Consider the following 26,701-nt stretch of genomic DNA (forward strand, 5'->3'; position numbering starts at 1 on the left):
TATTACATTGTACCTGATTTCAATTGTAAAACGTTTTATCCCCTGGTTAAGCTATGTCTCACGAACAAATTGTTCATGACGATCATAATACTGCTGTCTGGCTTGCTTTTAAAGAAGGCAATTGGGATGCTTACACGCAATTATATAACCAATATTTTAAGGTACTCAACAACTACGGGCACAAATTTACCAGGGACGTTAATGTAATTGAGGATGCCATACATGATCTTTTTATTAGGCTTTGGACAAACAGGGCGGGGCTTGGCAATCCTGTATCGGTAAAAAACTATCTTTTCAAATCGTTGCGCAGCATTATTTTCCGTAAGCTGCAGTCGAAATCGCGCTTTGTTGATATTGAGGATGAAGCGGAGCATAACTTTCCCTTTGAAATTTCATTCGATCAGCAGCTCATGGCCGATGAGGAAGAACAGGAATTGCAGAAGAAGATTAAGTTTCATGTTAAAGCTTTGCCGGCACGGCAGCAGGAAATTATATACCTGCGTTTTTATGAGGGTTTAGGTTATGATGAAATTGCCGATATCATGGAAATAAACATTAGTTCGGCCTATAAACTGATCTATAAAGCATTCGATAACCTTCAGGAGGTGCTAAAAACTTCAAAATTGGCTATTGTTTTAGCCCTGTATTCATGCTTCTGCATAAATAATCATTAAAAAATAAATTTTTTTTCAGTTTGTAGGGATAATTGGGGTAGGGTGCTGTCTATAAGGAGTAAATAACACCTTATAGATAATGCAGATAGCCAAATACAGTAATTATACCCTGCCGGATTTTTTAGAGGATGATGATTTTCTCCTTTTTGTGATTAGCCCTTCACAAAATGATACCGTTTTTTGGCAGCAAGTTGCTGCAGAGTATCCGCAGCAGACAGAAATAATTGCCGAAGCTTCGAAAATTATTAAAGCATACCGTAAACAGGATGTTTTTACTAATGAAGCTAATCAATCAAAAGTTTGGCTCCGGATTGAATCCTCCCTGCAAAAAGACCAGGTCAAACCAAAAATATTCAGCTTAAACAAATACCTCCGTGTTGCTGCAATGTTATTGCTGGTATCCTCTATCGGTATTTCCTTATGGCTGATTAAAGGCAGGCAAAATGAAATTGATACTGCTTTTGGCGAGCTGCGTACCGTTACATTACCCGATGGCTCAACCGTGGTGCTCAATGGTAACTCGAAATTAACTTACTCCGATAACTGGGATAAAAATTCAAGAGAGGTTTGGATAAATGGAGAAGGATTGTTCAATGTAACGCATATCAATAAAGACCCAGCCCATATTAAGCCTTCTGAAAGATTTATTGTGCATTGCCCTGATATGGATATTGAGGTGTTGGGCACAACTTTTAATGTCAGAAGCAGGCATAATAAAACCAACGTAGGTTTAGTTCAGGGAAAGATCAGGCTTGATTACGTTGATGCCGTAACGGGGAAACAATCGCTTATTATGAAACCGGGCGATTACGTGCAGCATACTTATAAAAAAGCACTTACCCGCATTACTCTTCCCGCTCCTGAAAAAATCACCAAATGGACAAAACACCAGCTTTTATTTAATGATGCCAGCCTGGCGCAGATCAGCGAGATCATGACCGATGATTACGGCTATCAGGTTGATTTTTCAAGCCCTGACTTAGCCAATTTCAAAATAGAAGGTGAGATCAACGTGCCTAATGTTGAGGAATTAATTGAAACTATATCCACCACACTTCCGGTGAAAATTACCCGAACAGACAAAAATATCACTATAACAAAATTAAACCCCTAAACGAATAACTTATGAGAAAACTCGACTCATTCATTTTTTTAAGATGTTGCTGTTTCCTGATGGTATTGCTTGGCCGGTCGGCATACGGCTATGCCCAAATGGCATTAACCAGTAACAACAGGATCCACGCAAAAAGTTACGGTTATACAGATCCGCAAGCTGTTGAAAACAAGGTACTCCTAAAAGACGCACTTGAAAACTTGAAAAAACAATTCAATGTGCAGATAGCTTACCAGGAAGGCTTGCTTGATAACAAGTTTGTGCCTGCAAATTTAACAAGCAACATCAGCCAGTTAACGCTTGACGATAATTTGAAACAATTGTTATCAGCCTTTCAGTTAACATATCGTAAGATAAATGATAACCAGATCTCAATTTTTACAGTGAAGGACCTCACCCCGAACAATGTATCTGTTGCAGCAGTTACATTAACAGGTAAGGTAGTGGATGCAGGCGATGGTCAGCCGGTTGTTGGCGCATCGGTTTATTTAAAAATGGATAATAAGGTGGGGGCAATTACCGATATTACAGGCAGTTTCAGATTGATAGTGCCCGATAAGTATTCGGGGAAACCATTAACCCTGGTGGTAGCCTTTATAGGATATAATCAGGAAGAGGTTGCCGTAAACGATCCTGCATCGCCTTTACAAATCAAACTGGCCCCCAATAACAAAGCACTTAATGAGGTTGTAGTTACCGCGCTTGGTATCAGCAAACAAAAAAAATCATTGGGCTATTCGGTGACTGAGGTTAAGGGTACAGAGTTTACTCAGGCCCGTGAAAATAACGTAGCCAACGCGCTTACCGGTAAAGTAGCCGGTGTTAACGCGGCGGGCTTATCAACCGGTCCGGGCGGTTCAAGCCGCGTGGTGATCAGGGGTAACGGCGGTCTTGCCGGTGATAACCAGCCATTATATGTGGTGAACGGTATGCCGATTGATAACAGCGTACCCGGTGGCCCTGCTACGGTTAATGGTATTACCAATAATGTTGACCGCGGTGATGGTATAGCAGCTATAAACCCCGACGATATTGAATCAATCAGCGTGCTTAAAGGTGGTACTGCTGCCGCGCTTTACGGTTCAAGGGCTGCAAATGGTGTTATTTTGATCACCACCAAAAAAGGCCGGATCCAGAAAGGGGTAGGGGTTGAGTTTAACTCGACAGCCACCTATGATAATGTAGCTGTATTCCCAGATTACCAGTACGAGTACGGGCAGGGCGATGGCGGCGTAAAACCAACCACCTTGGCGGCTGCGCAGGCAAGCGGAAGGCGCTCATGGGGTTCGAAAATTGACGGCTCTACTGATTATGTAGCTGTTGATGGGAAAACCCACCCTTATGTTGCACAGAAAAATAATCTTAAAAACTATTATCAAACAGGTAGTACTTATACCAACAGTCTGGCTTTTTTGGGCGGCAACGAAGCTTTTACCTACAGGTTTTCGGCTGCCGATTTGAACAGTAAAGGTATTTTGCCGGGTACTACCTATGATCGTAAAACTTTTAATCTCGCCCTGAACGGCAAACTGAGCGATAAGCTATCGATTGAGGCTTTAGCACAATACAACGTTGAAACCGGTCATAACCGTACAGGCGCAGGCGATGCTTTGGGCAACCCAAACTGGACCCCGCTTGAGGTTGCTAACACCGTTGATGTTCGCTGGTTGAAGCCGGGTTATGATGCTATGGGCAATGAACAGATCTGGAACGATGCATCCATCGCGTCAAACGGATATTTTGTGATCAATAAGTACAAAGAGGATGATGTGAAGAACCGTTTTATTGGCCAGGGATCAGTTATTTACTCGCCCATAAAAAACCTTACTTTCAAAGCCACCATCAGCCGCGACTTTTTCAATTACAACTATACCAATATACTACCAACCGGTACATTGTACATACCTAATGGCCAATATGCAGGCATTAAATCGGATGTGTCTGAAACCAACGAGTTAGCTACCGTTAGTTATAAAACAAAGATCATTAGTGATTTAAATGTAAATGTTTTGGGCGGCGTAAACAGCCGTAAATACACAACCAATCAGCTAACGCTTAATGGTTCGCAATTTACGATTCCATATTTTTACAGCTTCACCAACCTTGCAGTTTCATCAACCCTACCATACAATGCCAAGATTGTGACCAACTCGATTTTTGGCTCCGCCGATTTTGATTACAAGAGTCTGGTGTTTTTGTCATTTACCGGCAGGAAAGATTGGTTTTCAGTGCTTAGTCCTAAAAGCAACAGTATATTTTACCCAAGCGTGGGCGGAAGCTTCATCCTCTCGGATGCAGTTAAACTCCCTGATTTTTTTAATCTTGTAAAACTGCGTGGCTCATGGGCCCAGGTAGGCGGAGGCGATCCTGATGCATATGCTATCAACCTTACTTATAGTAATGTGCCAAGTGCCGGGCAACCTCTGCAAAATGTCACCAGTAATAATATTACCAACAGCACTCTTAAACCATATACTTCAACAACATTTGAAGGTGGTTTTGAATTGCAGATGCTTAAGAACCGTTTAGGTTTGGATGTTACGCTGTATGATCGTAAAACAACCAACGACATTGTAAATACGGCAATTTCTTCAACATCGGGTTATAATAACGTGATCCTGAACGTTGGTCAGGTAAGCAACAAGGGTATTGAAGTATTATTGAATGGTACGCCTGTAAAAACGAGCAGTTTTACCTGGAGCGCGAGTTATAATGTAGCCTATAATAATAATAAAGTAGTTAAGCTGGCCCCCGGCCTTAATACCATTCAGCTGGCCACTTCGGTAGGTAACTGGGGTATTTTAGATAACATTGAAGGTAAGCCCTTTGGCATGCTGGTGGGTACCCGCATGCAAAGGGATGCTAATGGTACTGTAGTATTTAATGCTACAACAGGTTTACCGGTACAAACCCCGCTGCAACAGTTAGGTAAAAGCGTTGCCCCGCTTACCATGGGTTTAACCAACGAATTCAGGTATAAAAGAATTTCGTTAAGTTTTTTGGTTGACGGTAAGTTTGGTAACAAGGTGTTTTCGGTTATGGAAGTTTACGCCACTCGTTTGGGCTTAATGAAATCAACATTGCCGGGAAGGGAAAACGGCTTAGTATTGAACGGTGTTGATCAAACTGGTGCTCCTTACACCCGCACGGTACCTGTAAGTGGTCTGAGGTCATACTATGATAATTACAAAACGTATTCCGAACTGTTTTTGCACGATGGCAGCTTTGTTAAACTTCGCCAGGTTATCCTGTCATATGCACTTCCAACAAGTCTTTTAAACAAAGTTAAGATCCAGTCGGCCAGTATATCTTTTGTGGCCAGGAACCTCTGGACTATTTATAAGCAGACAGATAATTTCGATCCGGAGCAAAGCTTTACCAATAGTAAAACTCAGGGCTTCGAGTCTATTGGCTTACCGCGTACACGTTCACTTGGTGTAAACCTGGCTGTTAAGTTTTAACAATTAAATTGAATACGATGAAAAGACATTTAACCAAATATATTTATTACGCACTAATAATGCTTGGCATTATCGCCACACAATCGTGTACTAAAAACTTTGATACGCTAAACATCAACCCTGATGCATCATCAAAAGCGGTACCACAGTACATTTTTACCAAATCTCAATATGACGGTACAGCACGTATGCTTGATTTGTTACTGGGCACCATGCAGTACACCACCAGTTTTAATGACGTGGCCGGTTTCGGGTCAAAATATGTATTGAGCCAGGGCCCGCAGTCGGCGGCAGCTTTCACCAATGCTTATCCTAATGAGATCAACGAATTAGGTGAGGTTTTAAAAGCGGTTGGCACCGATGCTTCACAGGTAAACCTGCAGGCCGAAGCGAGGATCTGGAAAGTATATTGCTTCAGCAGGCTTACCGACTTGTATGGCGATATCCCATATTCGCAGGCTGCACAGGGTTATAATCAGGCTATATATAAGCCGGCTTACGATGCACAAAAAGATATCTATGCCGATTTATTGAAGGAGCTTGACCAGGCCGCCCAAAGCCTTGACGCTGCTAAAACAACATTTGGTTCGGCTGATTTAATTTACGGTGGTAATACTGTAAAATGGAAAAAGCTTGCCTATTCGCTTATGCTCAGGTGTGCCATGCGCATGACCAAAGTTGATATCGCTCAAGCGCAAGCCTGGGCGGCAAAAGCTATTGCAGGTGGTGTTATTTTGGATGATGCCGATGTTGCCAAAGTAGCTTACGTTGGTGCCGGCCAGGATATCAATAAAAACCCTTTGGCGCTTGATCTTTACAACAACGATTATATTGCAGGTAACGGCAGTACCAATACCGAAGGAGGCAAGTACCAGGATGTGTTTATTAATTATCTGAAAGCCAATAAAGATCCGCGCCTGGCCGTAGTATCTGTAGTGTGGAACGGCGGCGTAGCTGATACTACTTCAGCTATTCAAAAAGGTATGTCAGCAGGATTAAATGCCAAACCAGCCGATTTTGTAACCTATTCAGAGCCAAATCCTAAAACGATATTGCTGTTAAATTCTCCGCGATTGGTTTTTACCGCTGCCGAAAGTTATTTCCTGTTATCTGAAGCTGCAGCAAGGGGATGGTATACCGCTGCTACTGCCGAGTCATTATATCAAAATGGCATTGCCGCATCCATGCGTCAATGGAGCATTATTGCCGGTAGCGCAGGCACCATAACAACAGCTCAGATCAATTCGTATATCAACGCGCATCCTTTTAATACAGGTGGCACGCTTGATCAAAAAATGGAGCAGATCTATACCCAGTTTTGGGTTGGCATATTCCCTGATGCGCAGGAGGTTTTTGCAAGCTACAGGCGTACAGGTTATCCTGCTCTGGTGCCTAATAATTATGTTGGTAATGCTACAGGCGGTAAAATATTCAGACGGATGTTATACCCTGTTGGCGAGCAAAACCTTAACGCGGCATCATATGTCGCTGCTATCTCCCGTCAGGGACCGGATGATTTTTTAACCAGGATGTGGTGGGATAAACAATAATGTTAAAGTTTGATTTGTTAAATTAGTTGATGTTGTTTCGGGGAGGGCGTGGGGCCTTCCCTGATTTTTTTAACCTTTTTTTGATGTATAAGAAATACCTTTTTTTCCTGCTGCTGCTTTGTTGTATTCAGCGCGTATCGGCACAAAATGATTTGGTTAAGGATGATAATGCAAGTAATTATAACCTGAACAAACCCGGGCGCGAACTGTGGCTTAAAAATACCGGCTTGGGCTTGTTTATTCATTTTAGTATGGATAGCCAGCTGGGTGTGGTGATCAGTCACTCGCTGGTTGGGGCAAGTGACGATTACGTAAACCGTTATTTTAATGAGCTGCCCAAAACTTTTGATCCCTCCAAGTTTGATCCGCACCAGATAGCAACGCTGGCTAAACTGGCCGGTATGAAATACATTGTGTTTACTACCAAGCATCATTCGGGTTTTTGTATGTGGGATACCAAAACAACCGATTTTAGTATAACCCATACACCATACAAGAAAGACCTGTTAAAAGAGTTTGTGGATGCCACTCGCGAAGCAGGTTTGCAGGTAGGATTTTATTTTTCGCCCGAGGACTTTAATTTTCTTCGCGATCATCATATACCTATAAGTCGTACCGATGTGAAGATGGATGCCCAAACCCGCCATGAATATGACGAATACACCCGGAAGCAATGCGAGGAACTGATGACCAATTATGGTAAAATAGATGTACTTTTTATAGATGGCGATCCGAAAGAAGTGGTAAAGCAAACCTGCTGGAAGTTACAGCCGGACTTGCTGATAACCCGCGGCGCCATCAAAACGCCTGAGCAGATCATGCCGGGTGCCATGATCAATGAGCCATGGCTGTCATGCATTACTATGGGCACTGCCTGGGGATATCAGCCAACTAACGAGCGCTATAAATCGGGCACCCAGTTGATAGGTTTATTGATAGAGGCGAGGGCCAAAGGTGGCTCCCTGTTGTTAAACGTTGGCCCGAAGCCTGATGGCGCCTTGCCCATTGAACAGGAAGAGCGGTTACGGGAAGTGTCGACCTGGTATTTTGTTAACCGCGAATGTATCGACAGTGTGCGAAGCTGGGTGATCAGCAAGGAGGGCGATACCTGGTTTACCGCTAAAAACGGGCATACACTTTATGCCATTGTTACCAATGCGGCTGATTGGAAGGAGGGGAGCCGCAAAACTTTTCTGATCCGTTCGGCCATCGCCAATGATCAGACTCAAGTAAGCGTATTGGGGCAAAATAGTAAGGTGATTGAATATAAAACCGATGATGTAAGCTGCCGGTATAAGCAAACCGATAAGGGGCTTGAAGTATCTGTTGTAAAGGCGCAGCGTATTTATGATGATCACCGCTGGCCTAATCCGGTAGTGATCAAACTGGAAAACGTTGACCCCATTTTTAAAGAAGCCGCCATTGTTGAAACAGGTGCGGGTTCAAAAATAAAGACCGGTGCAGTTTTAAAAGGTAAAATCCTGAATTACAAAAGTATTTCGGCAAAAAGGGCCCGGTTTGATTATCGCCCTTACCATGGACAGGTAGAAACTTTATATGCAGGTAAGTGGACAGCCGGCACCTGGGTAAATATTAAGACTGATGGCACTTTTGAAGCGACCATTCCACTAAAAGCCGATTATGAATACAAGGCTATAGTTGAACAGGCTAATGTTGAAATAGAAGGGGAGAACAAATTATTTAAGCCGTAAAATTTGGTGAGATTATGAAAAACGGGGGTACGTTTTGCGCAACCCCGTTTTTTGCTTTTAAAGGTCTTTGATATTATCGTTAGGATTTCTGTCAATGAGTTTACTGAACGGATCGATGCCTACAGAGGCGGGCTGGCCTTTAACAATAACACTGATTTGCTGTACCCCGCGTTTAAGCTTATACTTTTTGATGTACAGGGTATTACTCACCATCCGGTTACCGGCACCTTGAACCTGCTTACCGAAAATCCCGATATCAATATAATCGTTCATGTTTACAGCCGGGATATCGTTGTTTTTGGCATCCTTCCAAACTTTGCCAACATCAAGCTTAAAAGTAATTTTATATTCATTTTTATTACCTGTCGGTTTGCTGCTGGCTTCAACCACCCTGTTATCATATAGTGTGATCTTTTGCCAGGTATCGGTAAGGTAATACTGCAGCGAATCGGGCACATGCTTTTGAAGGCATTGATAAAGATTGTTGGCGCCGGCAAACGGGCCGTCTGTTTTAAAAGTATAGGCCTTTTTAAATTCGCGCAGTGCCACGTTCAGACTGTCTTCGCCAATCAGGTCGCGCAAACCATACAGTGCCACGCTTGCTTTTCCACCCCATAAAAACCATTGATTGGCCTTGATCAAGGGATGCTCGTTTTCATTAAGGTGCCGCCTGATAAACAGGTAATACCATAACTGGTCTAAAACGATATAACGCATGTTGTCCTTACCGTATTTATGTTCGGACATTACCAGTTGATCATAGTTTGAAAGGCCCTCGGGGATTACTAAACTTCCTACAGTGCTGTTTGGGGCTGTCTGGAAACGCCACCATTGTTGCGACAGCAGCCTTGTTGTATTGGCATAGCAATAATCAAAGCTATTGGGATCCCTGAAATCGGCATTCCAGCCAAAGTATTCTGCGTAAGTGTCCAGCGTTGTGATGGAGGCATCCTGCGGACCGTAAACAGACGTTTCCACCAGTCGGATATCATTAAACGGATAGGCACCATAAACCTTGCTGTAATAATTTAAACCATCTTTATAAGCCGCGATATACCTGTCGATATTGGTGCTGTGCTCAGGATTATAATAAACCTCGATATTTACGTTGTGGTCCAGTTGAACAGCGGCTTTTTTTACGGCCAGTCTTTCTGATATAATACCCATCGGCATGTACATGCCGGGCTTATCCTGCACATAATGGAAGTAGTTACGGCCATTCTGCTGCCAGTTTTTTACGAGCTGCCCCGGAGCAATAGCTGTTTGACCGGCGAGTGTGCCAACTGTAACATCAAGTTTCAAAAGATCGGCGGCCCTACCTGCTTTAAGTGTATTGATGCCTTCAGTATTATTTTGCTGTATTTCCTCCTGCTTTTTTTCGGGCAAACCGGCCTTTTTGCGTTCATAAGGACTGTTTAATTCGTCATCTTCATCGTAGCCTAAACCCGGTAATCCTCCGTTAAAGAAGGTACCGTTGTTAATGAGAGCTGCAGCATACATGCCATTGGTAAACCCTTCATGCACTATTTCTGAGTTGATCTCTAATGTTAATGAATCGCCCGGCATTAGCGGTTTTATGAACTTGTATAACCGGAAGTCAGCAGTATCTGTCTTCGGCCTGAACCAGTTGAAAAATCCGCGGGGATAAAGCAGCGGGGTAGTAAACGGAACCAATACGCCATTGGTTTTAAGCGAATAATTGGTGAGCTCATCGCCGTCGAGCAGCATTTGTGATATGGCAACTTTGTTTTTATTGATGATGGTTACCAATGCGTGTGTGGCTACCTGTTGTTTATCCGGGTAAAGATCTGCCTGCATTTTTATCCCGGTCACTTTAGGCAGCGGAAGATGCTCATACTTTTTCAGCGCTTTTTCATACATCACCGCCCTTGCCGTGTTTTCACTTTTGATAAGGTAGCTATTTAAAAAACTTACGTTATAATAATTCCACCCGCCAACAGCTAAAAACGCTATAGCTACTATGGTAGTGATCAGGACTGTGCTGCTGTTAAAGCGCTGGGGCAACAAACGTAACCGTTCTTTAAAAGAGGATGTTACTCCTCGGTAATAAAACAATGCCGAAACAATGATGAGCAAGCCTGCAAACAGCAGCCAGTACAAATTAAACCAATTGACAGGCGTTGCCATGTGGCCCATGCCTGTCATATCAGAGATCCCTGACGATGGCGTATACGAATACAGCAGCAGGTTATAATCAAAAATGCCCGTTTTACGCAAAAAGAAAAAGATGACCCATAAAAACACCCCTATGCCATGGGCTGCAAATTTGTTATTGATAATAACGTGTACCGTATAGCAAAATACAACCATCTCTAATAAGGAAGGCAGCAGTATATAGCCTATATAAGTAAAGTACGCCGATAGGTTCAGCGCATGATATCCTTTTAATAATTGAACAATAACACCGGTTATGATAGGAATAACAGATAGGCCCGTACCGATAAGCAATAAGCTAATAAGTTTTGAACCATTTAGGATCCAGTTTGGCGGTGGGAGTGAATCATTGATAAAGGCATAACGGGTAGTTCTGTCACGGTGCAGGGTTTCACCGGTATAAAACATCAGGATGAAGAAAATAAAGAAGGGAAAGGCTTCATTAAAAATACCCAGTAACACAACAGTACGCGGAAAATCAGGTACCCCATTGCGGCTTTCGCCAAGCCAGAATACAAAACCAAGGAATAAGCTGCCGCTTATTAATATGATCCAGAAATAATTATCGCGAATGATGTTTAGCAATTCGACCTTTACCAGGTTGCGCAGCGTATTCCTGTTGTATTTGCCGGTAAAGCTAACTTCCGGTTTAATGGATATGGCATTTTGGGTTTTAACCCCGACTTCGTCAATAGCTGCCTTATCACGCCTGCCGCTAAAGAAGCGCTCAAAGCTAAACCTGATATAAGTGAAAATTACAACAACTATCCCGATACCTCCCCATACTATACGGTTGAGCATAAACGTACCTGTTACAGGGAACAGCGTAGTGTTCTGTTCAATAGTGCTTGAAGAATTGGTTTGCATCCTGATGCCGTTAAGGCCAAATGGATCGCTGAGGTTTATTACTGTTGGATTGTTAACATGGTTAAGGAAAAATAATGCGATAAAGTAAAACAGGAATAACAGAATCCCCCCAAAGTAGATAACTTTCACATTGCGGGTAATGGCTACCAGTCCAAAAAACAACGAAGAGGTGAACAACACGTTTGGCAGACCGATAGTAAAAAACGGGTGCAGATAGTAAATGAGGTTATTAGGGCCGTATTGTTTCGCATCCGTCCATCGCATGGCAGGGCCAAGCTTAGTACCTATAAATGCACCAATAATAATGGCTGATGCTATAAAGATCATGAAAACGAACGAACCCAGGTAACGGCCCCAGAAATAACCTGCTTTTGTGATAGGGTAGGTTAAGTAATAATCTTTTGTGTTGTACTCAATATCGCGGTACAAAGCAGTGCCCATAATTGATGAACTTACAAGTGTTATCATCATGGTGATGCCTGAACACCACAAGGCAAGTACGTAAGGCGCGTTGATGTGCTCTTTTTCGCCTAAAGGCAATGAGCCTGTTGAAAAAGTGAACACCGTAAATACAAGTGCTGCCAAAAAATATAGGTAAACGGCTGGCCTGCGGACCCTATTCTGGATCTCGAACAGAAATATTTTAAGAAACATAAACTATTGGTTTATAGTGGTTTTAAATGGTGTCTACATCTATTCGTGTAGCGATGTTGCTGAAGTACACATCTTCCAGGTTTGGCGTGCTGCTCATAAAACCATTGCCGGGTTCGGCTTCGCTGATAATGCGGATGTGGAGCTTTCCGGTTTTAAGTTGCGTTGATATTACCTGGTAGTCATCTTTATAAAAGCCCAACTCGGATTGGGTGATCACTTTGCTGTAAATTTTTCCGTTCAACTCATTTACCGCACTTTCCGGATCGCCTGCATATAAAACCTCGCCCTGGCAAATAATAGCGAAATTAGCGCAAAGCGTGCTTACATCCTCAACAATATGGGTCGACAAGATCACGATGGTATTTTCACCCAGGCGACTCAGCAGGTTGTAAAAACGGTTTCGCTCAGCCGGGTCAAGACCTGCTGTGGGTTCGTCAACAATGATAAGTTTAGGGTTACCGATTAATGCTTGTGCTATTCCAAAACGCTGTTTCATACCGCCGGAGTAGGTGCCAAGGTGCTTTTTCCGGTCTTTATAAAGGTTTACGTTTTCTAATAATTGCAGCACCAGGTCTTTGCGTTCGGCGTTGTTGCCAACTCCTTTTAGCTGGGCAATATGGTCCAGCATTCGCTCGGCCGATATTTTTGGGTAAACCCCAAACTCCTGCGGCAGGTAACCAAGCAGCTGGCGTACCGCGGTTTTGTTTTTCAATACGTCCAGGTCATCTAAAAAAATGCTGCCTTTATCGGCCTCCTGTAGGGTGGCTATGGTACGCATCAGTGATGATTTACCGGCGCCGTTTGGGCCAAGCAGGCCAAACATGCCATTATTTAGGGTCAGCGAAACATCTTTTAAAGCATGTACGCCGTTGGCATAGGTTTTAGATAATGAGTTGATTACTAATTTCATGATTTGCTAAGTTTTGGTCATTTATTGTTGCGGATCATCTTTGTATTTCCGTTGAGGATAAGTTTGGCGCTGTCGGCAAGTTTGTAGTTTATACTGCTGAGGCTGTCATCCTTGATCCATAAGCGGCTTCTATTCCGGATATCAAGATTTGTTTTTGCAAATTGGTTGCCCGTTTCAATAGATAAATTTGAAGCACTGCCATTACTAATTCCGGTAGTGGCGTTTAAAATATTGAACTTGTTGTTTTTTAATAATATGGTAGATGCATGGTCCAGGGTAACATTGAGTTTATCCCCGCTGAAACCACTGATAGTAGTTGGACGCCATTTAAAGTCTTCTGCGGCTGTCGTATCCGTAATTTGACCTTCGCCGGCTTTATACTTTGCATCGGCATAAAAGCCCTCCAATCGCGGTAGAGATATGTACAGAACGTTTTGTGAGTGCACATTATGAAAATTATCCTTAAACGCAGCGCGGATAAAAAGGGAGTCGTGGCGTTGTTCAGTTTTCATAAACTCCATAGCGTCTGGGTCGGCAAGTACTTTGAAGGGACCTTTTACCAGCATGATATTAATAGCTGTTGACGAGCCAAGCTCAATGACTTTAAAATCCCTGAAATTTAAGGTCACAAAACCCTTGTAGGGGTTTTTATAATCACCTTTCAGGTATTCGGCTTTCAGCTGAAAATCGTAGATTCCTACCGAAATTACCAGTAGTAATATTGCCGTAAGTAAAAATTTATTGCTTGTTTTCATCGTTGTTTGCCTGGTTTAGTTCTTCTTTTTGCTGTGCCTGGAAGTTTTGGTATTGAAGACTGATCTCATCTATCGAAATACCTAACAGGTACATGTTTTTAAAAAGTTCGGGCAGGTTTTGGCGCACAAAGTTTTCTTTACGATAAGCTTTTACTTTATCAAAACCGTCTTCGGCCACAAATAAGCCGAGGCCCCGTTTGTTATAAATAATTTCAAGTCCCTGTAAAAACTCGTATGATCGCATGACCGTATTCGGGTTTACCTCAAGCTCAACGGCCATATCACGTACCGACGGTATCTTTTGCCCGGCGGGCCATTTACCCATCAGGATCTGGTCGCTTACAAAAGCCGCTATCTGGAGGTATATCGCTTCGTTATCTTTAAATTCCATTATCGTCTTTTATTAAGCCTGTTTCTCCTTTAGTTTAAAGTATGCCGCAATCCAAAATAGGATCACTACAACAGGCATTACAATAAAAACCCAGGCCGATTGCTGCTCATTTAAACCGATAGAATAAAAGTTTGTACCCTCCGGAAAATTGAGGAATGCAAAAGGCGTGGCCGGGTAAATTTTCCTGCCAATAATCAGTCTTAGAAATAATGTATCAGCCAGGATCAGTAATGCATAAAAAATAAAAAAGCTAAACCCTATTTTAATAAAATGCAGTTTCTCAAAACTGATGGCGCCATACAAGGTAATGGCATGCAGCAGTGAAAAAATAGTTATTACTAATAACGATTTATCCTGCAAAAGGGAAAGCATTTCGGGATGATGCCCCGGCCAATGCTTCAGGTTAAGCAGTATGGATAACACCAGGTAAAAGATCCCGGTATAAACCAGCATAAATATTATATATGAATAAACCCAGCCAACCATAAACTTTTCAAATTGTGAAGCAGGTAAGGTTAGTACCGGAATTGCCCTGCGTTTATCGCCAAGGTCGGTAAAGATGGTGCTTGTAAATAATGGCCCTGCTATCAAAATCAGCACTCCAAATATGGCCATTTGAAAACCGGCGTCTACCGGCCCGGGGATCATATAAAATATAAACGAACCGCCAAGCAAAAACACCCCTGCCAAAACCGCTGCCGACATTAAATAAGTGCGGTAATGCTCTACAGTGTGTTTCATAAATAACAGGCCAAAGCGTTTAAAACTGAAGTAGTTATTCATGGGTTGCAGTTGGTTTTAGTACGTTTAATAATTTGCTCCTGTTGGTTGTTGCGGCATTAAATAATAATTCAAGGTCCATTTTACCGTATTTACCTGCCGTGTTTTGCACAATGGCATACTTACCCATAAGAGTATCTTCTTCATACAGTACATTCATCCCGGTAAGGTCTTTAAAAACACCGAAAAATAGTTTCTCGGTAAGCTCGTCTACCGTATTCTCAATCACGATGCGGTGGTCATCCAAAATCAACACGGTATCAATGAGGCTGTCCAAATCCCTTACCTGGTGGGTTGAAATAATGATGCAGCGATCTTCATTTAAAACAGATGCTATCAGCTTTCTGAACTGAACTTTTGAAGGGATGTCAAGCCCGTTGGTGGGCTCATCAAGTATCAGTACACTGGTATTGGTAGCCAGCCCGAAAGCGATGATCATCTTTTTTTGCTGCCCGTATGACATTCTGGTCATTAACAGATCCGGGTCAATATCCAATATTTTCAGATAACTGTAAAAGTCGGTAATGCTGAAGGCAGGGTAAAAGCCAGCTGTCCGGGCTAAAAACTGGCCGGGAGTTAATGCCGGTACGTAAACTTCTTCGGCAATAAAGTAAAGGTCTTGCAGGGTGGATACCAAGCGCTTTGAACTTTCTGTTCCGTTGATAAGGCATTTACCCGATTGAGGAAAGGCCAAACCGGCAATGTTTTTTAACAGGGTTGACTTCCCCGCGCCGTTTTTACCCAATAAGCCATAAATATGGCCGGCCTTTAGTGAAAGGTTTAGATTTTTAAACAACGGCTTTTTGCTGTTGTAACTGAAATTCAAATTACTTATTTGAATCATGGTTTAGTGTATTAGTGTGGTAGTACACTGCAAATGTAATTAAACATTTTTAAAATGCAAGAGGTTTTTTAATCGGATCATGAAAGCATATTGCAATAAGGTTTAGTCAGGTTGGAAATATTACCGCATAGTTAAAACCTTGCTAAGAAAGGCTTGTTTAATGGATACTTAATTTAAACCTTTATGGCACTAAAAAAAATTGCACAAACCCGCTGGAATATTGAAAGCGAGCGGGTGACATTGTATCCTTATCGTATTTATAATGTACTCAGCATTGGTTTCGCGGTAATATTTACGGCATTTATCATTTTCTTTTGTAAAACACTTTATCCCGACCCCTCGCAATCCGTATCGCTTATGATAACCATGTTCCTGGGGCTGACGATTATTGTTGGCATATTGTGGGGAGTTGGCCGTACATCAGTGGTTTTTGATAGCAGTGCACGGGTAATGCGTAAAAAACTTTTTGGTTGGCTTAATATTCGTTCTGAAAAATTTGACGATTTGGATAACATAGGCGTTGTGCGTAATACCATGGGGGGCTATAATTATCGCGCTTTTCCAAAAAGAAACAAATATGGAAAAGGGGTTGTAGTATCGGCAAATTATACAAAGAATGATGATGCGAACGCAATTGCCTTAACCCAGGAAGCGTTCCCGGTAATTATGCAATTCCTTTCGACGGGTTACATTGAGCCCACTTATGCCGATACAGCTATTACCGATTATAAATTTTATGACACCCACCCGCCTTATTATGCAATTAAGCGTAAGTGGATTGGCGGGCTATTGATTGGTTTATGTTTGATAGCCCTTGCTTTAAATGAATTCATCAATCAATCTATGACTCATGATTCGGACCTTTTTCATAAGGTTTTAGTTATTGGGGGATTTTTGCTGGGGGGAGCAGCGTTTGTGTTTTCCGCCTTTACTAAAATAGTTTTCGATACGGCGAACAAGACTGTAAGCAGGATCAATCCGCTTGGTGTCGGTAATCAGACTTTTGCCTTTGCCGATTTTATTAATTTTCAAATCACCAGGCGTACCTATAATTTCGTTTACTCGGGTACCGATATTAACATGTATTTCCAGGTACCGGGATCTAACAAGCAAAAAGCATTAGTTATTAAAAGCTTTTCCAGCACGAAAAAGATAGACCAGTTTTTGCAGGAAACAAGGCACATTATGGCCCTTAAATAGTCATTTAGGAAAACCTATCCCGGGCTTGGTGGTTATTAAGATATGTCAAAGAAGAGAACCATGCCAAACGAGCCAGATGAAATGCCGGTAAACCCGGAGCGGCCGGAGATCAGGCAGCCTACGGACCCCGGAGAGCCGGAAATGCCCGAAGAAGCGCCGGAAAATATCCCGAATGAAATCCCCGATACTGAGCCAAGCCAGCCTGAAGTGGACCCGGATGAGTTTGAAAAGTAAGGGAATAATTTACCGCTCATGAATCATTGCAACTAATTGCTTGCGATGGGTGGCCGTGCTTTTAATATTTTGGAACATGCATGATATAACCTAAACTATTTAAATTGCATCATGAAAATAGCTACGTATAACGTAAATGGTGTAAATGGGCGCCTGCCTGTTTTACTCCGCTGGTTAAAGGAAACATCCCCTGACGTTGCCTGCTTGCAGGAACTTAAAGCTCCACAGGAAAACTTCCCGGAGCAGGCCATACTTGATGCAGGTTATAAAGCCATCTGGCATGGCCAAAAAAGCTGGAACGGCGTTGCAATACTGGCAAAAGACAGGGAAATTACAGAGGTATGCCGCGCACTTCCCGGCGATCCGGAAGATGAGCATAGCCGTTATATTGAAGCACTTGTTGATGGTATTACCATTGGCTGCCTGTACCTGCCTAACGGCAATCCTGCACCCGGACCCAAGTTCGATTATAAATTAGGTTGGTTTGAACGCCTTAAAATTCACGCAGCCGGTTTACTTGCTGCTGATAAACCGGTTATATTAACCGGCGATTATAACGTAATGCCTACCGAGCTCGATGTTTATAAACCCGAGCGCTGGGTAAATGACGCGCTCTTTCGCCCTGAAACACGCGAAGCCTTTAAAACACTGGTAGAACAGGGCTGGACGGATGCTATCCGCAAAATTTATCCTACCGAAGTGATTTATACCTTTTTCGATTATTTCCGCGATGCCTACGGCCGTAACGCCGGTTTACGGATCGATCATTTTTTACTGAGCCCTCACCTGGAAAAACGTCTGGTAGCTGCAGGTGTAAACCGGGATGTACGAGGCTGGGAAAAAACAAGCGATCACGCACCGGTTTGGATTGAACTGAAGGATGATGAATGAGTTTAAGAATTGAAGACTTACGAAGTTTTTAAAACTTCGTAAGTCTGGTTCAAAACTTGTTGCGCTTACCTCCGCATACCAATGTTTTCGTGTACCCATTTGGCCTCTTCTTCCGGGGTTACTTTATCAATGGTACTGTTTACCCTGCTAAAAGTAGCCCCGGGGAAATCATAAGGTTTGCTATCGTCAAAAAACGGACCGACAACGCCAAGCATCCACCCGTTTTTAGCAGCCCAGTGGGGTGGGTTTACACGGTATTTAAACACCTCGTAGTGGATAAAATTGTTTCTGCCGTCAAAATCAATGGTAACCCGTTTAATATGTTCAATTTCGTCGGGGCAGGCATCCAATTCGGTAGGGAACTCCAGCCATTGGGCCAGTGAGCTTTCCGCCCCTTTAATAAGCGTAAGGTATGCCTCCGGGAACAAGTGTAATTCCTCAAGTTCTTTTAAATACAAAAAGGTGTCGTAGCGGGTAAGCAGATTTTGGGCAAAGGGCAAAACATCTTCGGCGGTTAAACCTGCAGACGCTTCCGCCTTTTTATAAAGTGGTAAAATCCTTGCTGATCGCTCCAATTCAAGTTTCTTCTTTTTCTTCTTAACATCAAATAACCTGAAAGCCGCAAATGCTATAATAAAAACTATAATGGTAATGACAATAAGCGTGGTTAGATCCATAATGCAATGAATGTAAGCTTTTATACGGACGAATATCAAATTTATCGTGTTACCAAAGTAAAATCGACACTTAACGTTTTAACCAGCGCCGGAGTAGTTGCAGTTAAGGCCCTGTTATTCTTATTGATAGCGCTATTCATGTCGCCATCCTTTAGGCTGTAACTTTACTCCCGACTGCTTCCACAGCCGGGATTTTCAATGATTTTCCCTGCGCCAGTAATTCGGAAGTGATGGCTCGTGTATAGGTTTTGATCTCGTTCTGGAATTCGGTAACGGATGCTCCTGAACGGATCTCTTCCAGACGTTTTTCCCATGTTCCGGTAAGTTCGGCCTGGGCTATCTGCTGATTTTTTACTACCTCATAAACGGCAATGCCGGTAGTTGTGGGTACCAGGTTTTTCTTTTCCCTGATAATATAATTGCGTTTAAGCAGGGTTTCGATGATGGCTGCTCTTGTTGCCGGCGTTCCGAGGCCGCTATCTTTCATGGCATAACGCAGCTCTTCGTCGTCAATCTCTTTGCCTGCCGTTTCCAATGCCTTAAGCAGGGTGGCTTCGCTGTATAGTGGCCGGGGTTTGGTTTGCTTTTCGAGCAGGGCTTTGGCTGTTATCGGGAGGTTTTCGCCCTGGGTTACTTTAGGCAGCGTTGCGTTCTCTTCGTCCTTTTTGTCGTCTTCCTTATCGTTAAATACAGAACGCCAGCCGGCAGTATGGATCACCGTTCCGCTGGCGTTGAATTTAGCGCCCGATTGCACCACAATTTTTGTGACTTCCTTAATACAATCCTGATGAAATGCTTCGAGCATACGGCCGGCCACCATGTCGTAAACAGCTTGCTGATCAGGCGAAAGCTGGTGCGGGTTTTCGCCGGTAGTAAGCACGGCGTGGTGATCTGTTACTTTTTTTGCATTTACACTTCGTTTGTTAAGCGTAGCGCTGCCCAACGCAATGGCTTGTTTGCCAAACAGCGGATGTTGTTCCAGCTTTTCAATCAGTGCAGGCACGCCTGCAAAAACATCGTCGCCTATATAGCGGCTGCCGGTACGGGGATAGGTAACCAGTTTGTTTTCGTAAAGGTTTTGGAGGATGGTAAGGGTTTGATCGGCGGTGAAACCTTTGCGTTTGTTGGCTTCCTGCTGCAGACTGCTCAGGTCGTGCAGCAAAGGAGGTGGTTCTTTACGTGGTTTTGCTTCTACCTGTAAAATATGACCGCCCTGCGGAAAGCCGCCTTCAATATCCTGTACCTTGTCAAGCACGGCCTGTGCTTCATCTTTTGTTTTATAATTTTCGGCAGATATCGCTTTAAATACCTGCCCGTCTTTATCGGGGTGAATGCTTACCTGGTAAAATGTTTCGGGTACGAAGTTTTTGTTTTCCAGGTACCGAGAACAGATCATGGCAAGGGTGGGGGTTTGCACCCGGCCTAATGAAAGTACCGCGCCACGGATCCCCGATGAAAGACTAAGTGCCTGCGTGGCGTTCATACCTACCAGCCAGTCCGACTGGGAACGGCAATGGGCCGAATTGAACAGTGTATCATAATCGCTGCCGGGCTTCAGGTTACGGAAGCCCTCTTTGATAGCCTCATCAGTTTGCGATGAGATCCAGAGCCTTTTAAAAGGCTTTTTGCATTTTAAGTAATAGTAAATATAGCGAAAGATGAGTTCCCCTTCGCGCCCGGCATCCGTTGCTACAATGATCTCAGTGGATTCATCAAATAGCTTTTGAATGGTATCCAGTTGTTTTTTTACTGATGGATCATCCACCAAACCATCCTTGGTTTTTACTTTACGAATAGAGAGCTTAAACTTTTGAGGCAGCATCGGCAGGTGCTGAACGCTCCAGCCGTAATAACCATACTCCTGCGGGGCGGCAAGCTGCAGCAGGTGACCGAAAGCCCAGGTAAAGGTGAAACCCTTGCCTTCAATATAACCGTCTTTCTTTGTAGTTGCCCCAAAAACTTTGGCAATTTCCCTGGCTACAGATGGTTTTTCGGCTATAATAACTTTCATAAATGTTGTTTCCCGTGCCCCGGTTTAGGCCGGTTGCTGCCAATACGGGCGTCGAAAGTATGAATTTAGCGAGGCCTGTGCAAGGTTTGTTGGTAACATTGTGCGGCCCGACAGGTTAAATGCCGTTGGCAGTGGTCAGTAATTCTTTATCTACACCGGCAATTATTTCACTAAATACAGGTTCGGCATTGATGTAACCTTCAAGTAGTTTAAACTGGTTTTTAGCCCTGATCAAATTATGCCCTTCATATTGTGTACCATAATAAATATCGTTATTTAAGAAATCTGTTAAAAAACGGAGGCCCTGCATATAGATCATTAGTTTGCCCGAAAAGGTGAAATACTGTTTTTCAGTTTCAGTAAGGATGTTGCTCATTTCACTCATATAACCTTTATATATCGCTCTGAAAAAATCTGTCCTGATGATAATCTTATCCAGATCTTTTTCCTCTTCGTTGGCGGGCGACAAATAGGTACGCATCATGTCGCCAACATCACTTAAATAATAGCCGGGCATTACTGTATCAAGGTCAACAATACATAGCGCGTTTTGCTCTTTGTCAAACAGCACATTATTTATTTTGGTATCGTGGTGGATCACCCGGAGCGGGATTTCGTTATTGGTTGTAAATAGGTTATAGGTATGCAATATGTTGATATGATCATCAGCAGCTTTTACTTCCTTAGCTGCCTGTTCCAGTTTTCGGCGTTCGGCTGTTTTTAAAGCCTGTTCAAACTGTGCAACCCGTAATTTTAGATTATGAAAATCCGGAAGCGTGTATTCGAGTTTGCTGATGTCAAAATGATTTAACAAACGGGTAAACCGGCCAAACTGCACCGCGGCGCTATAGGCTTCCTTTGTATCCTGCAAAAAGTTTACTGTATGTGACCCTTCAATAAATGGGAAAAGCCGGTAAAACTTACCGTCGGCGGCTTGAATGATCGATTTCCCGTTTTGATTCTTTAGCGGGGCTACAAATAAATAACCTGGCTTGTGTTTATCAAGATACTCTTTGATTAGTACAAGGTTGCTGTCGATATGATGGGGCCTTTTGAAAACAGCGACGTTGATTTGCTGAAGAATATAGGAATGGTTAGCACCACTTATTTTATAAGTATAGTTTATTAAACCCGAACCAAAAGGCCGGATATGGTATTCAGAAACGTTTAATCCAAAATTTATAAGGATATCATCAAACATATTATAGACGTTAACTCATCAAACATAGCTAATTTCATAAACGATAGCCATGCGCAAACGTTTGAGTGTTTTTTTGTTTAGGTTTATTTTTTGTTTTCAACCAGTTGCGATTCAATGATCACCTTGTAAAAGGCGCTTGGTTCATTGCCGCCGGTACCCTGGTGGTGCAGCAGGTCCATCAAAATATCAGTTGCTTTTTGTCCCTGTAAATATGGGAATTGTTCAACCGAAGCGGCGGGAATATTCTCCATATAATTGATTAGCGGTAAATTGGCATAGCTTACAAATTCAAGATCCTTATTGATCCTGATGTTTAGTTTACTGGCATGTTTAATAGCAAAAAGTGCTACATAATCATTAAAGGTTACTATAGCGGTTGGTTTGCGTTTGCTGGCCAATAATTCATCTAACGCTTTCCTGGTGCCTTCTTCGGTAAGGTCGCACGAAACTATGAGTGAAGGGTCATATTTAAGCCTGTTTTTGGTCATGGCTTTGATGTAGCCCTCTTTACGCTCACCGGTAGCAACCATGGTTTGCGGCCCGTTGATCATGCCTATTGCCCGGTGACCTTTTTTTAGCAGGTAACTCACTGCCTCAATGGTGCCAATTTCCATATTGCAGGCTACATAATGGATGTTGGGTATAGCCGGGATCCTATCGAAATAAACTACCGGGATATTGTATTTTTTTAAGTTTTCAAAATGCTGGTACGAGGAGGTATTTTTCCCTACCGATACAAGCAGGCCATCAACCCGGTGGTTTTTCATTTTTTCAACCAGCTGTTTTTCCTTTTGCTCATCATCATGTGATTGTGCCAGCAATACGGTATAATTTTTTTTATAGGCAGTATCTTCAATAGCGCTTATGGCCGAGGAGAAAAAAGCCTCCGAAAGCTCGGGTAAAATGACCCCGATGGTGAGGGTTTTGCCCTTTTGCAAAAAAATAGCGGTTTGGTTAGGCTCATAGTTTAACTCGCCGGCCAGCTTTTTAACTTTCGCCCTTGTGGTGAGTCCTATGCTCGGATGATCATGCAAGGCCCTTGAAACTGTAGAAACCGAGATGCCTAATATTTGTGCTATCTCTTTTATAGTAGTTGGCTTTGTTTGCATTAATTACGGGCTAATGTTGTTTTTATAGTTAAAGTTAAGCGATTATTATGAAATAGCTTGTATTAACTGCATTGCAAACGTTTGCGTGGCTAAATCATCGGTTTGCATAGGTTGGCCGGTTAGTATAGTGGAGATTTGAATATTGGCAATGCCATATAGTCCCTTTTAATTTTATTTAGAGAGCCTCGCTTATCTGCAATAAAGAAATAATCGTTTAGCAGGCATATTTACCTCCAATTTTAGAAGCCGAAGTCATCAACCCATAATGTTTGATAAATATCTGTTTTTCAATTAATGCCAGTTAAGGGATAATTATGCCCATTTTTCAAACGTTTGCGTTGAAATTGAAACATTTATTTTTTCTTAAAGCCACTAATGCGAGTACATTTAAAACGATACTTGTGTTATAACCCAATGATGAAGAAAACCGTTATAATTTGTCTTTCAATATTGTTTATTTGCATAGGAAATAGAGCTGCCATTGCACAGACGGTACACATTGATGCTTCAAAACTGCGTCATGTTATCCCTTTTGGTGGTAATGCCTGGGTAAGCGCGCCGGATACTATAACCGATGAAGGTTTGATTGGCCTGAGAAGCATAAAATCAACCTGTAATATTTATTTCAGGGTTAGTGTTGCACAGGACCTTGAGCTTGCTCTGGTGGTACGGGTACCGCAGGGGAACAGTACGCTGCTGGTATCGGCAGGAAAAAATGCTGTCGTCAAAAAAATAAGCAACACAAGCTTTGATACTGTCAGTTTTGGGAAGGTTCACATCAGTCGGCCGGGTTATGTAAAGATCAGTTTAAAAGGCATCAGTAAAACCGGGACTGTTTATGCAGATGTATCTGACCTGGTAATTACCCTGCAAAAGCCGGATAATGATATTTCATATGTTGCAAAAGGCAGCTCATTTCATTTTGGCAGAAGGGGGCCTTCTGTGCATTTACGCTACCCAGTCCCCACCGACAAAGAGAATAAAGTAAAATGGTTTTATAACGAGATTATCGTGCCCAAAGGCCAGGACGTGATAGGCTCTTATTTTATGGCAGATGGTTTTGGAGAAGGATATTTCGGTATGCAGGTAAATTCCGCAACCGAACGAAGGGTGCTATTTTCAGTATGGAGCCCTTTTAATACTGAAGATCCGAAGAGTATCCCGGATAGCATGCGCATTAAACGGGTTAAGAGTGGCAGTAATGTGCATATAGGTGAGTTCGGGAATGAGGGCTCGGGAGGCCAAAGTTATATGCGTTTCCCATGGAAAGCCGGGCAAGCTTACGCCTTTTTGCTTAGCGCCGAGCCGGATAATGCAAAATACACAACCACTTATACCGCATATTTTAAAGATGTAACTGCCGGGAAATGGTTTTTAATAGCCAGCTTTACCCGCCCGCAGAAGGCCACTTATTTAACTCATTTGTATTCGTTTGTGGAAAATTTTGAACCTGAAAATGGCGATAAGATCCGCAAAGCTTATTTTACTAACCAGTGGATAGGTGACAGCGAAAACAACTGGCAGGAGCTTACCCATGCCATTTATACCGGCGACGCTACGGCTAATGCCAACTATCGTAAGGATTATGCAGGAGGAAAGGAAGGCGACAAGTTCTTTCTTCAAAACGGAGGTTTTTTTAACAATTACGTACCGCTTAAAACTCCGTACGATCGCAACGCAACAAAGCAAAAGCCTGTAATTGATTTTGAAAAACTCCCTAATAAATAAGCCCCAAAAACCTCAATATTATATATGGAAAGAAGACAATTTTTGAAAACCAGCGCGATTGCGGCAGCCGGTTTTAGCATTTTACCGTCAGGAAGGCTGTTTGCATCGGCACCTGCGAAAGTCCGTTTAGGTTACATAGGCGTAGGTGCCCGCGGCATGAGCCATATTGCCGAAGGTTTGCTTCGCGATGATGTGGAGATCGTTGCCATTTGTGATACACAGGAAAGCTCACTGAAGATTTGCCGCGAATACATCGCCAAAAAAGGCCATGCACCCGTAAAGGAATACACCGGCGGACTGGATGCCTACAAAAAACTGCTCGACCATAAAGATATCGATGCGGTAATTATTGCCACACCATGGCAGTTTCATCACCCACAGGCTATTGATGCTATGAAAGCCGGAAAGTATGTAGGCTGTGAGGTAATTGCCGGTCTTACGGTTGAAGACCACTGGGATATCGTTAACACTTCAGAAAAAACAGGAATCCCATACATGACGCTTGAAAACGTTTGTTACCGTCGTGACGTGATGGCTGCCTTGAACATGGTACGCCAGGACTTGTTTGGTGAGATCATCCATTTGGAAGGCGGATATCAGCATAATTTAAGAGGTGTATTGTTCAATAACGGTAAGCAATATTATGGCGGTGGCGTTGAGTTTGGCCCTAAAGCCCTAAGCGAAGCCCAATGGCGCACGCAGTTCAATATCGATGTGGATGGCGATATCTATCCAACTCACGGTGCAGGCCCATGTATGCACTATGCCAATATCAATGCAGGTAACCGTTTTACCAACCTGGTATCGTTCAGCACCAAAGCAAAGGGTTTGGCAGCATACGTAGAAGAATTATCGCCCGGTCACCCGAACGCTAAGATCAATTATAAAAATGGCGATGTCACTACCACCATGATCAACTGTGCCAATGGCGAAACCATAATGCTGAGCCATGATACGCACCTGCCGCGCCCATATTCATTAGGTTTCAGGGTGCAGGGTACTAAGGGTTTGTGGATGGATGTAAACAAAAGCGTGTATATCGACCATAAATCAAAAGAAGATGATTCATGGGATCCGGCAAAAGAATGGTTTGATAAATATGACCATCCACTTTGGAAAAGATATGAAAAGTTTGCCGAAGGTGCCGGCCATGGTGGCATGGACTGGTTTGTGTTTAACGCTTTCGTGGAATCAGTAAAGCAAAAACGCCAGACACCTATTGATGTTTATGATTCTGTTACCATGAGTGTAATAACACCTTTGTCAACAAAGTCATTGAAAGAAGGTAATGCAAGTGTTGCGTTTCCTGATTTTACTAAGGGTAAATGGAAAGAGCGCAAAAATACCTTCGCGCTTGATGATAGCGGCTTTTAATTATCGTTTATATTTTTTGCATGTTTTGTGTAAAGCCCGGCCAAAAGCCGGGCTTTGCTTTTTAAAACAATCATAGCTGCCCCTGGCTCCGGCACAGCGGTGGCTTTTTAGTGTAACTCCTGTTTTTTTGTATTTAGTTGATTATTAGATATTTATATATGAATAATTGAATTTGTGTTAACCCTGTTAACCCCCTTGTCCGCTTATGCTAACTGCTATGAGCGCCGGCCGGGCAGTGGCGAGCGTGATTGTAAATGATATTCCAACGCGCTTATAATCAAATTCTTCAGACTTAATCCTCAAATAAGCAGAATCCATAAAATTGATGCCCATTTTATCCCTCCCATTACCTGTTTAACGCGCTGAACGCCTCTGAAAATTAAGTTTTC

The 26,701-nt window shown here is 42.8% G+C and carries 21 protein-coding genes; 11 read left to right on the forward strand and 10 right to left on the reverse strand.

The window, feature by feature from the left end:
• The first annotated feature begins 53 nt into the window (after positions 1-53).
• From BLP33_RS02905 to BLP33_RS02925, 5 genes are all read left to right on the forward strand, one after another.
• Complete coding sequence (locus BLP33_RS02905) at positions 54-674, forward strand: RNA polymerase sigma factor (protein WP_090524698.1); 621 nt, start codon at positions 54-56, stop codon at positions 672-674.
• A 79-nt stretch (positions 675-753) separates the two neighbouring features.
• Positions 754-1,788, forward strand: coding sequence for a FecR family protein (locus BLP33_RS02910; protein WP_090524700.1), 1,035 nt, complete (start codon positions 754-756; stop codon positions 1,786-1,788).
• A gap of 11 nt (positions 1,789-1,799) precedes the next feature.
• A complete protein-coding gene (locus BLP33_RS02915; RefSeq protein WP_090524702.1) occupies positions 1,800-5,249 on the forward strand; it encodes a SusC/RagA family TonB-linked outer membrane protein in 3,450 nt (1,149 codons plus the stop codon).
• A gap of 17 nt (positions 5,250-5,266) precedes the next feature.
• Positions 5,267-6,799 carry a SusD/RagB family nutrient-binding outer membrane lipoprotein gene (locus BLP33_RS02920; protein WP_090524704.1) on the forward strand — a complete coding sequence of 511 codons (1,533 nt, stop codon included), beginning with the start codon at positions 5,267-5,269 and terminating at the stop codon, positions 6,797-6,799.
• An 83-nt stretch (positions 6,800-6,882) separates the two neighbouring features.
• Positions 6,883-8,511 (forward strand): alpha-L-fucosidase, encoded by a 1,629-nt coding sequence (locus tag BLP33_RS02925; RefSeq protein WP_090526177.1) that lies wholly within the window; start codon positions 6,883-6,885, stop codon positions 8,509-8,511.
• A gap of 57 nt (positions 8,512-8,568) precedes the next feature.
• On the opposite strand, the gene BLP33_RS02930 is transcribed toward BLP33_RS02925, so the two are convergent.
• From BLP33_RS02930 to BLP33_RS02955, 6 genes are read right to left on the reverse strand one after another with little or no spacing between them, the layout of a single operon-like run.
• Positions 8,569-12,207 carry an ABC transporter permease/M1 family aminopeptidase gene (locus BLP33_RS02930; RefSeq protein WP_090524706.1) on the reverse strand — a complete coding sequence of 1,213 codons (3,639 nt, stop codon included), beginning with the start codon at positions 12,205-12,207 and terminating at the stop codon, positions 8,569-8,571.
• Between the two features lie 22 nt (positions 12,208-12,229).
• Entirely contained in the window at positions 12,230-13,117 is an 888-nt protein-coding gene (locus BLP33_RS02935) for an ABC transporter ATP-binding protein (protein WP_090524708.1), read from the reverse strand.
• Positions 13,118-13,134: 17 nt separating this feature from the next.
• A complete protein-coding gene (locus BLP33_RS02940) occupies positions 13,135-13,872 on the reverse strand; it encodes a hypothetical protein (RefSeq protein ID WP_090524710.1) in 738 nt (245 codons plus the stop codon).
• Positions 13,856-14,263, reverse strand: a complete 408-nt coding sequence (locus BLP33_RS02945; protein ID WP_090524712.1) for a GntR family transcriptional regulator — start codon at positions 14,261-14,263, stop codon at positions 13,856-13,858. The genes BLP33_RS02940 and BLP33_RS02945 overlap by 17 nt, the downstream gene beginning before the upstream one ends.
• A gap of 12 nt (positions 14,264-14,275) precedes the next feature.
• On the reverse strand, positions 14,276-15,046 hold the full coding sequence (locus BLP33_RS02950; RefSeq protein ID WP_090524713.1) for a hypothetical protein: 771 nt from the start codon (positions 15,044-15,046) through the stop codon (positions 14,276-14,278).
• Positions 15,039-15,887, reverse strand: a complete 849-nt coding sequence (locus BLP33_RS02955; protein ID WP_090524715.1) for an ABC transporter ATP-binding protein — start codon at positions 15,885-15,887, stop codon at positions 15,039-15,041. The genes BLP33_RS02950 and BLP33_RS02955 overlap by 8 nt, the downstream gene beginning before the upstream one ends.
• Before the next feature lie 183 nt (positions 15,888-16,070).
• On the opposite strand from BLP33_RS02955, the gene BLP33_RS02960 reads away from it, so the two are divergent.
• The 3 genes from BLP33_RS02960 to xth all read left to right on the forward strand — a co-directional run bounded on the left by BLP33_RS02960 (position 16,071) and on the right by xth (position 18,212).
• Positions 16,071-17,087: a hypothetical protein gene (locus tag BLP33_RS02960; RefSeq protein ID WP_090524718.1), complete on the forward strand. Its 1,017-nt coding sequence runs from the start codon at positions 16,071-16,073 to the stop codon at positions 17,085-17,087.
• Between the two features lie 42 nt (positions 17,088-17,129).
• Positions 17,130-17,321, forward strand: a complete 192-nt coding sequence (locus BLP33_RS27145; RefSeq protein WP_139159915.1) for a hypothetical protein — start codon at positions 17,130-17,132, stop codon at positions 17,319-17,321.
• A 111-nt stretch (positions 17,322-17,432) separates the two neighbouring features.
• Complete coding sequence (xth, locus tag BLP33_RS02965; RefSeq protein ID WP_090524720.1) at positions 17,433-18,212, forward strand: exodeoxyribonuclease III; 780 nt, start codon at positions 17,433-17,435, stop codon at positions 18,210-18,212.
• Positions 18,213-18,277: 65 nt separating this feature from the next.
• On the opposite strand, the gene BLP33_RS02970 is transcribed toward xth, so the two are convergent.
• Positions 18,278-18,889 carry a hypothetical protein gene (locus BLP33_RS02970; RefSeq protein WP_090524723.1) on the reverse strand — a complete coding sequence of 204 codons (612 nt, stop codon included), beginning with the start codon at positions 18,887-18,889 and terminating at the stop codon, positions 18,278-18,280.
• Between the two features lie 6 nt (positions 18,890-18,895).
• Between BLP33_RS02970 and BLP33_RS27340 the strand changes: the two genes are divergently transcribed.
• Positions 18,896-19,051, forward strand: a complete 156-nt coding sequence (locus tag BLP33_RS27340; RefSeq protein WP_175489910.1) for a hypothetical protein — start codon at positions 18,896-18,898, stop codon at positions 19,049-19,051.
• Here BLP33_RS27340 and topB read toward each other — a convergent pair.
• The 3 genes from topB to BLP33_RS02985 form a co-directional block, all read right to left on the reverse strand.
• Positions 19,041-20,900 (reverse strand): DNA topoisomerase III, encoded by a 1,860-nt coding sequence (gene topB / locus BLP33_RS02975; protein ID WP_090524725.1) that lies wholly within the window; start codon positions 20,898-20,900, stop codon positions 19,041-19,043. The two genes, BLP33_RS27340 and topB, sit on opposite strands and share 11 nt — an antisense overlap.
• A 115-nt stretch (positions 20,901-21,015) precedes the next feature.
• The gene (locus tag BLP33_RS02980) at positions 21,016-22,101 is read right to left on the reverse strand and encodes a phosphotransferase enzyme family protein (protein WP_090524726.1); all 1,086 of its coding nucleotides are present in this window, start codon (positions 22,099-22,101) and stop codon (positions 21,016-21,018) included.
• An 83-nt stretch (positions 22,102-22,184) separates the two neighbouring features.
• Complete coding sequence (locus BLP33_RS02985; RefSeq protein WP_090524728.1) at positions 22,185-23,210, reverse strand: LacI family DNA-binding transcriptional regulator; 1,026 nt, start codon at positions 23,208-23,210, stop codon at positions 22,185-22,187.
• Positions 23,211-23,624: 414 nt separating this feature from the next.
• On the opposite strand from BLP33_RS02985, the gene BLP33_RS02990 reads away from it, so the two are divergent.
• Together BLP33_RS02990 and BLP33_RS02995 are read left to right on the forward strand one after the other, a co-directional pair.
• Positions 23,625-24,938: a DUF3472 domain-containing protein gene (locus BLP33_RS02990; RefSeq protein ID WP_175489911.1), complete on the forward strand. Its 1,314-nt coding sequence runs from the start codon at positions 23,625-23,627 to the stop codon at positions 24,936-24,938.
• Positions 24,939-24,962: 24 nt separating this feature from the next.
• Positions 24,963-26,312: a Gfo/Idh/MocA family protein gene (locus tag BLP33_RS02995; protein ID WP_090524734.1), complete on the forward strand. Its 1,350-nt coding sequence runs from the start codon at positions 24,963-24,965 to the stop codon at positions 26,310-26,312.
• Positions 26,313-26,701: the final 389 nt, after the last annotated feature.

It is taken from the genome of Mucilaginibacter sp. NFR10 (assembly GCF_900100445.1).
GTDB classification, from domain to species: Bacteria; Bacteroidota; Bacteroidia; order Sphingobacteriales; family Sphingobacteriaceae; genus Mucilaginibacter; species Mucilaginibacter rubeus.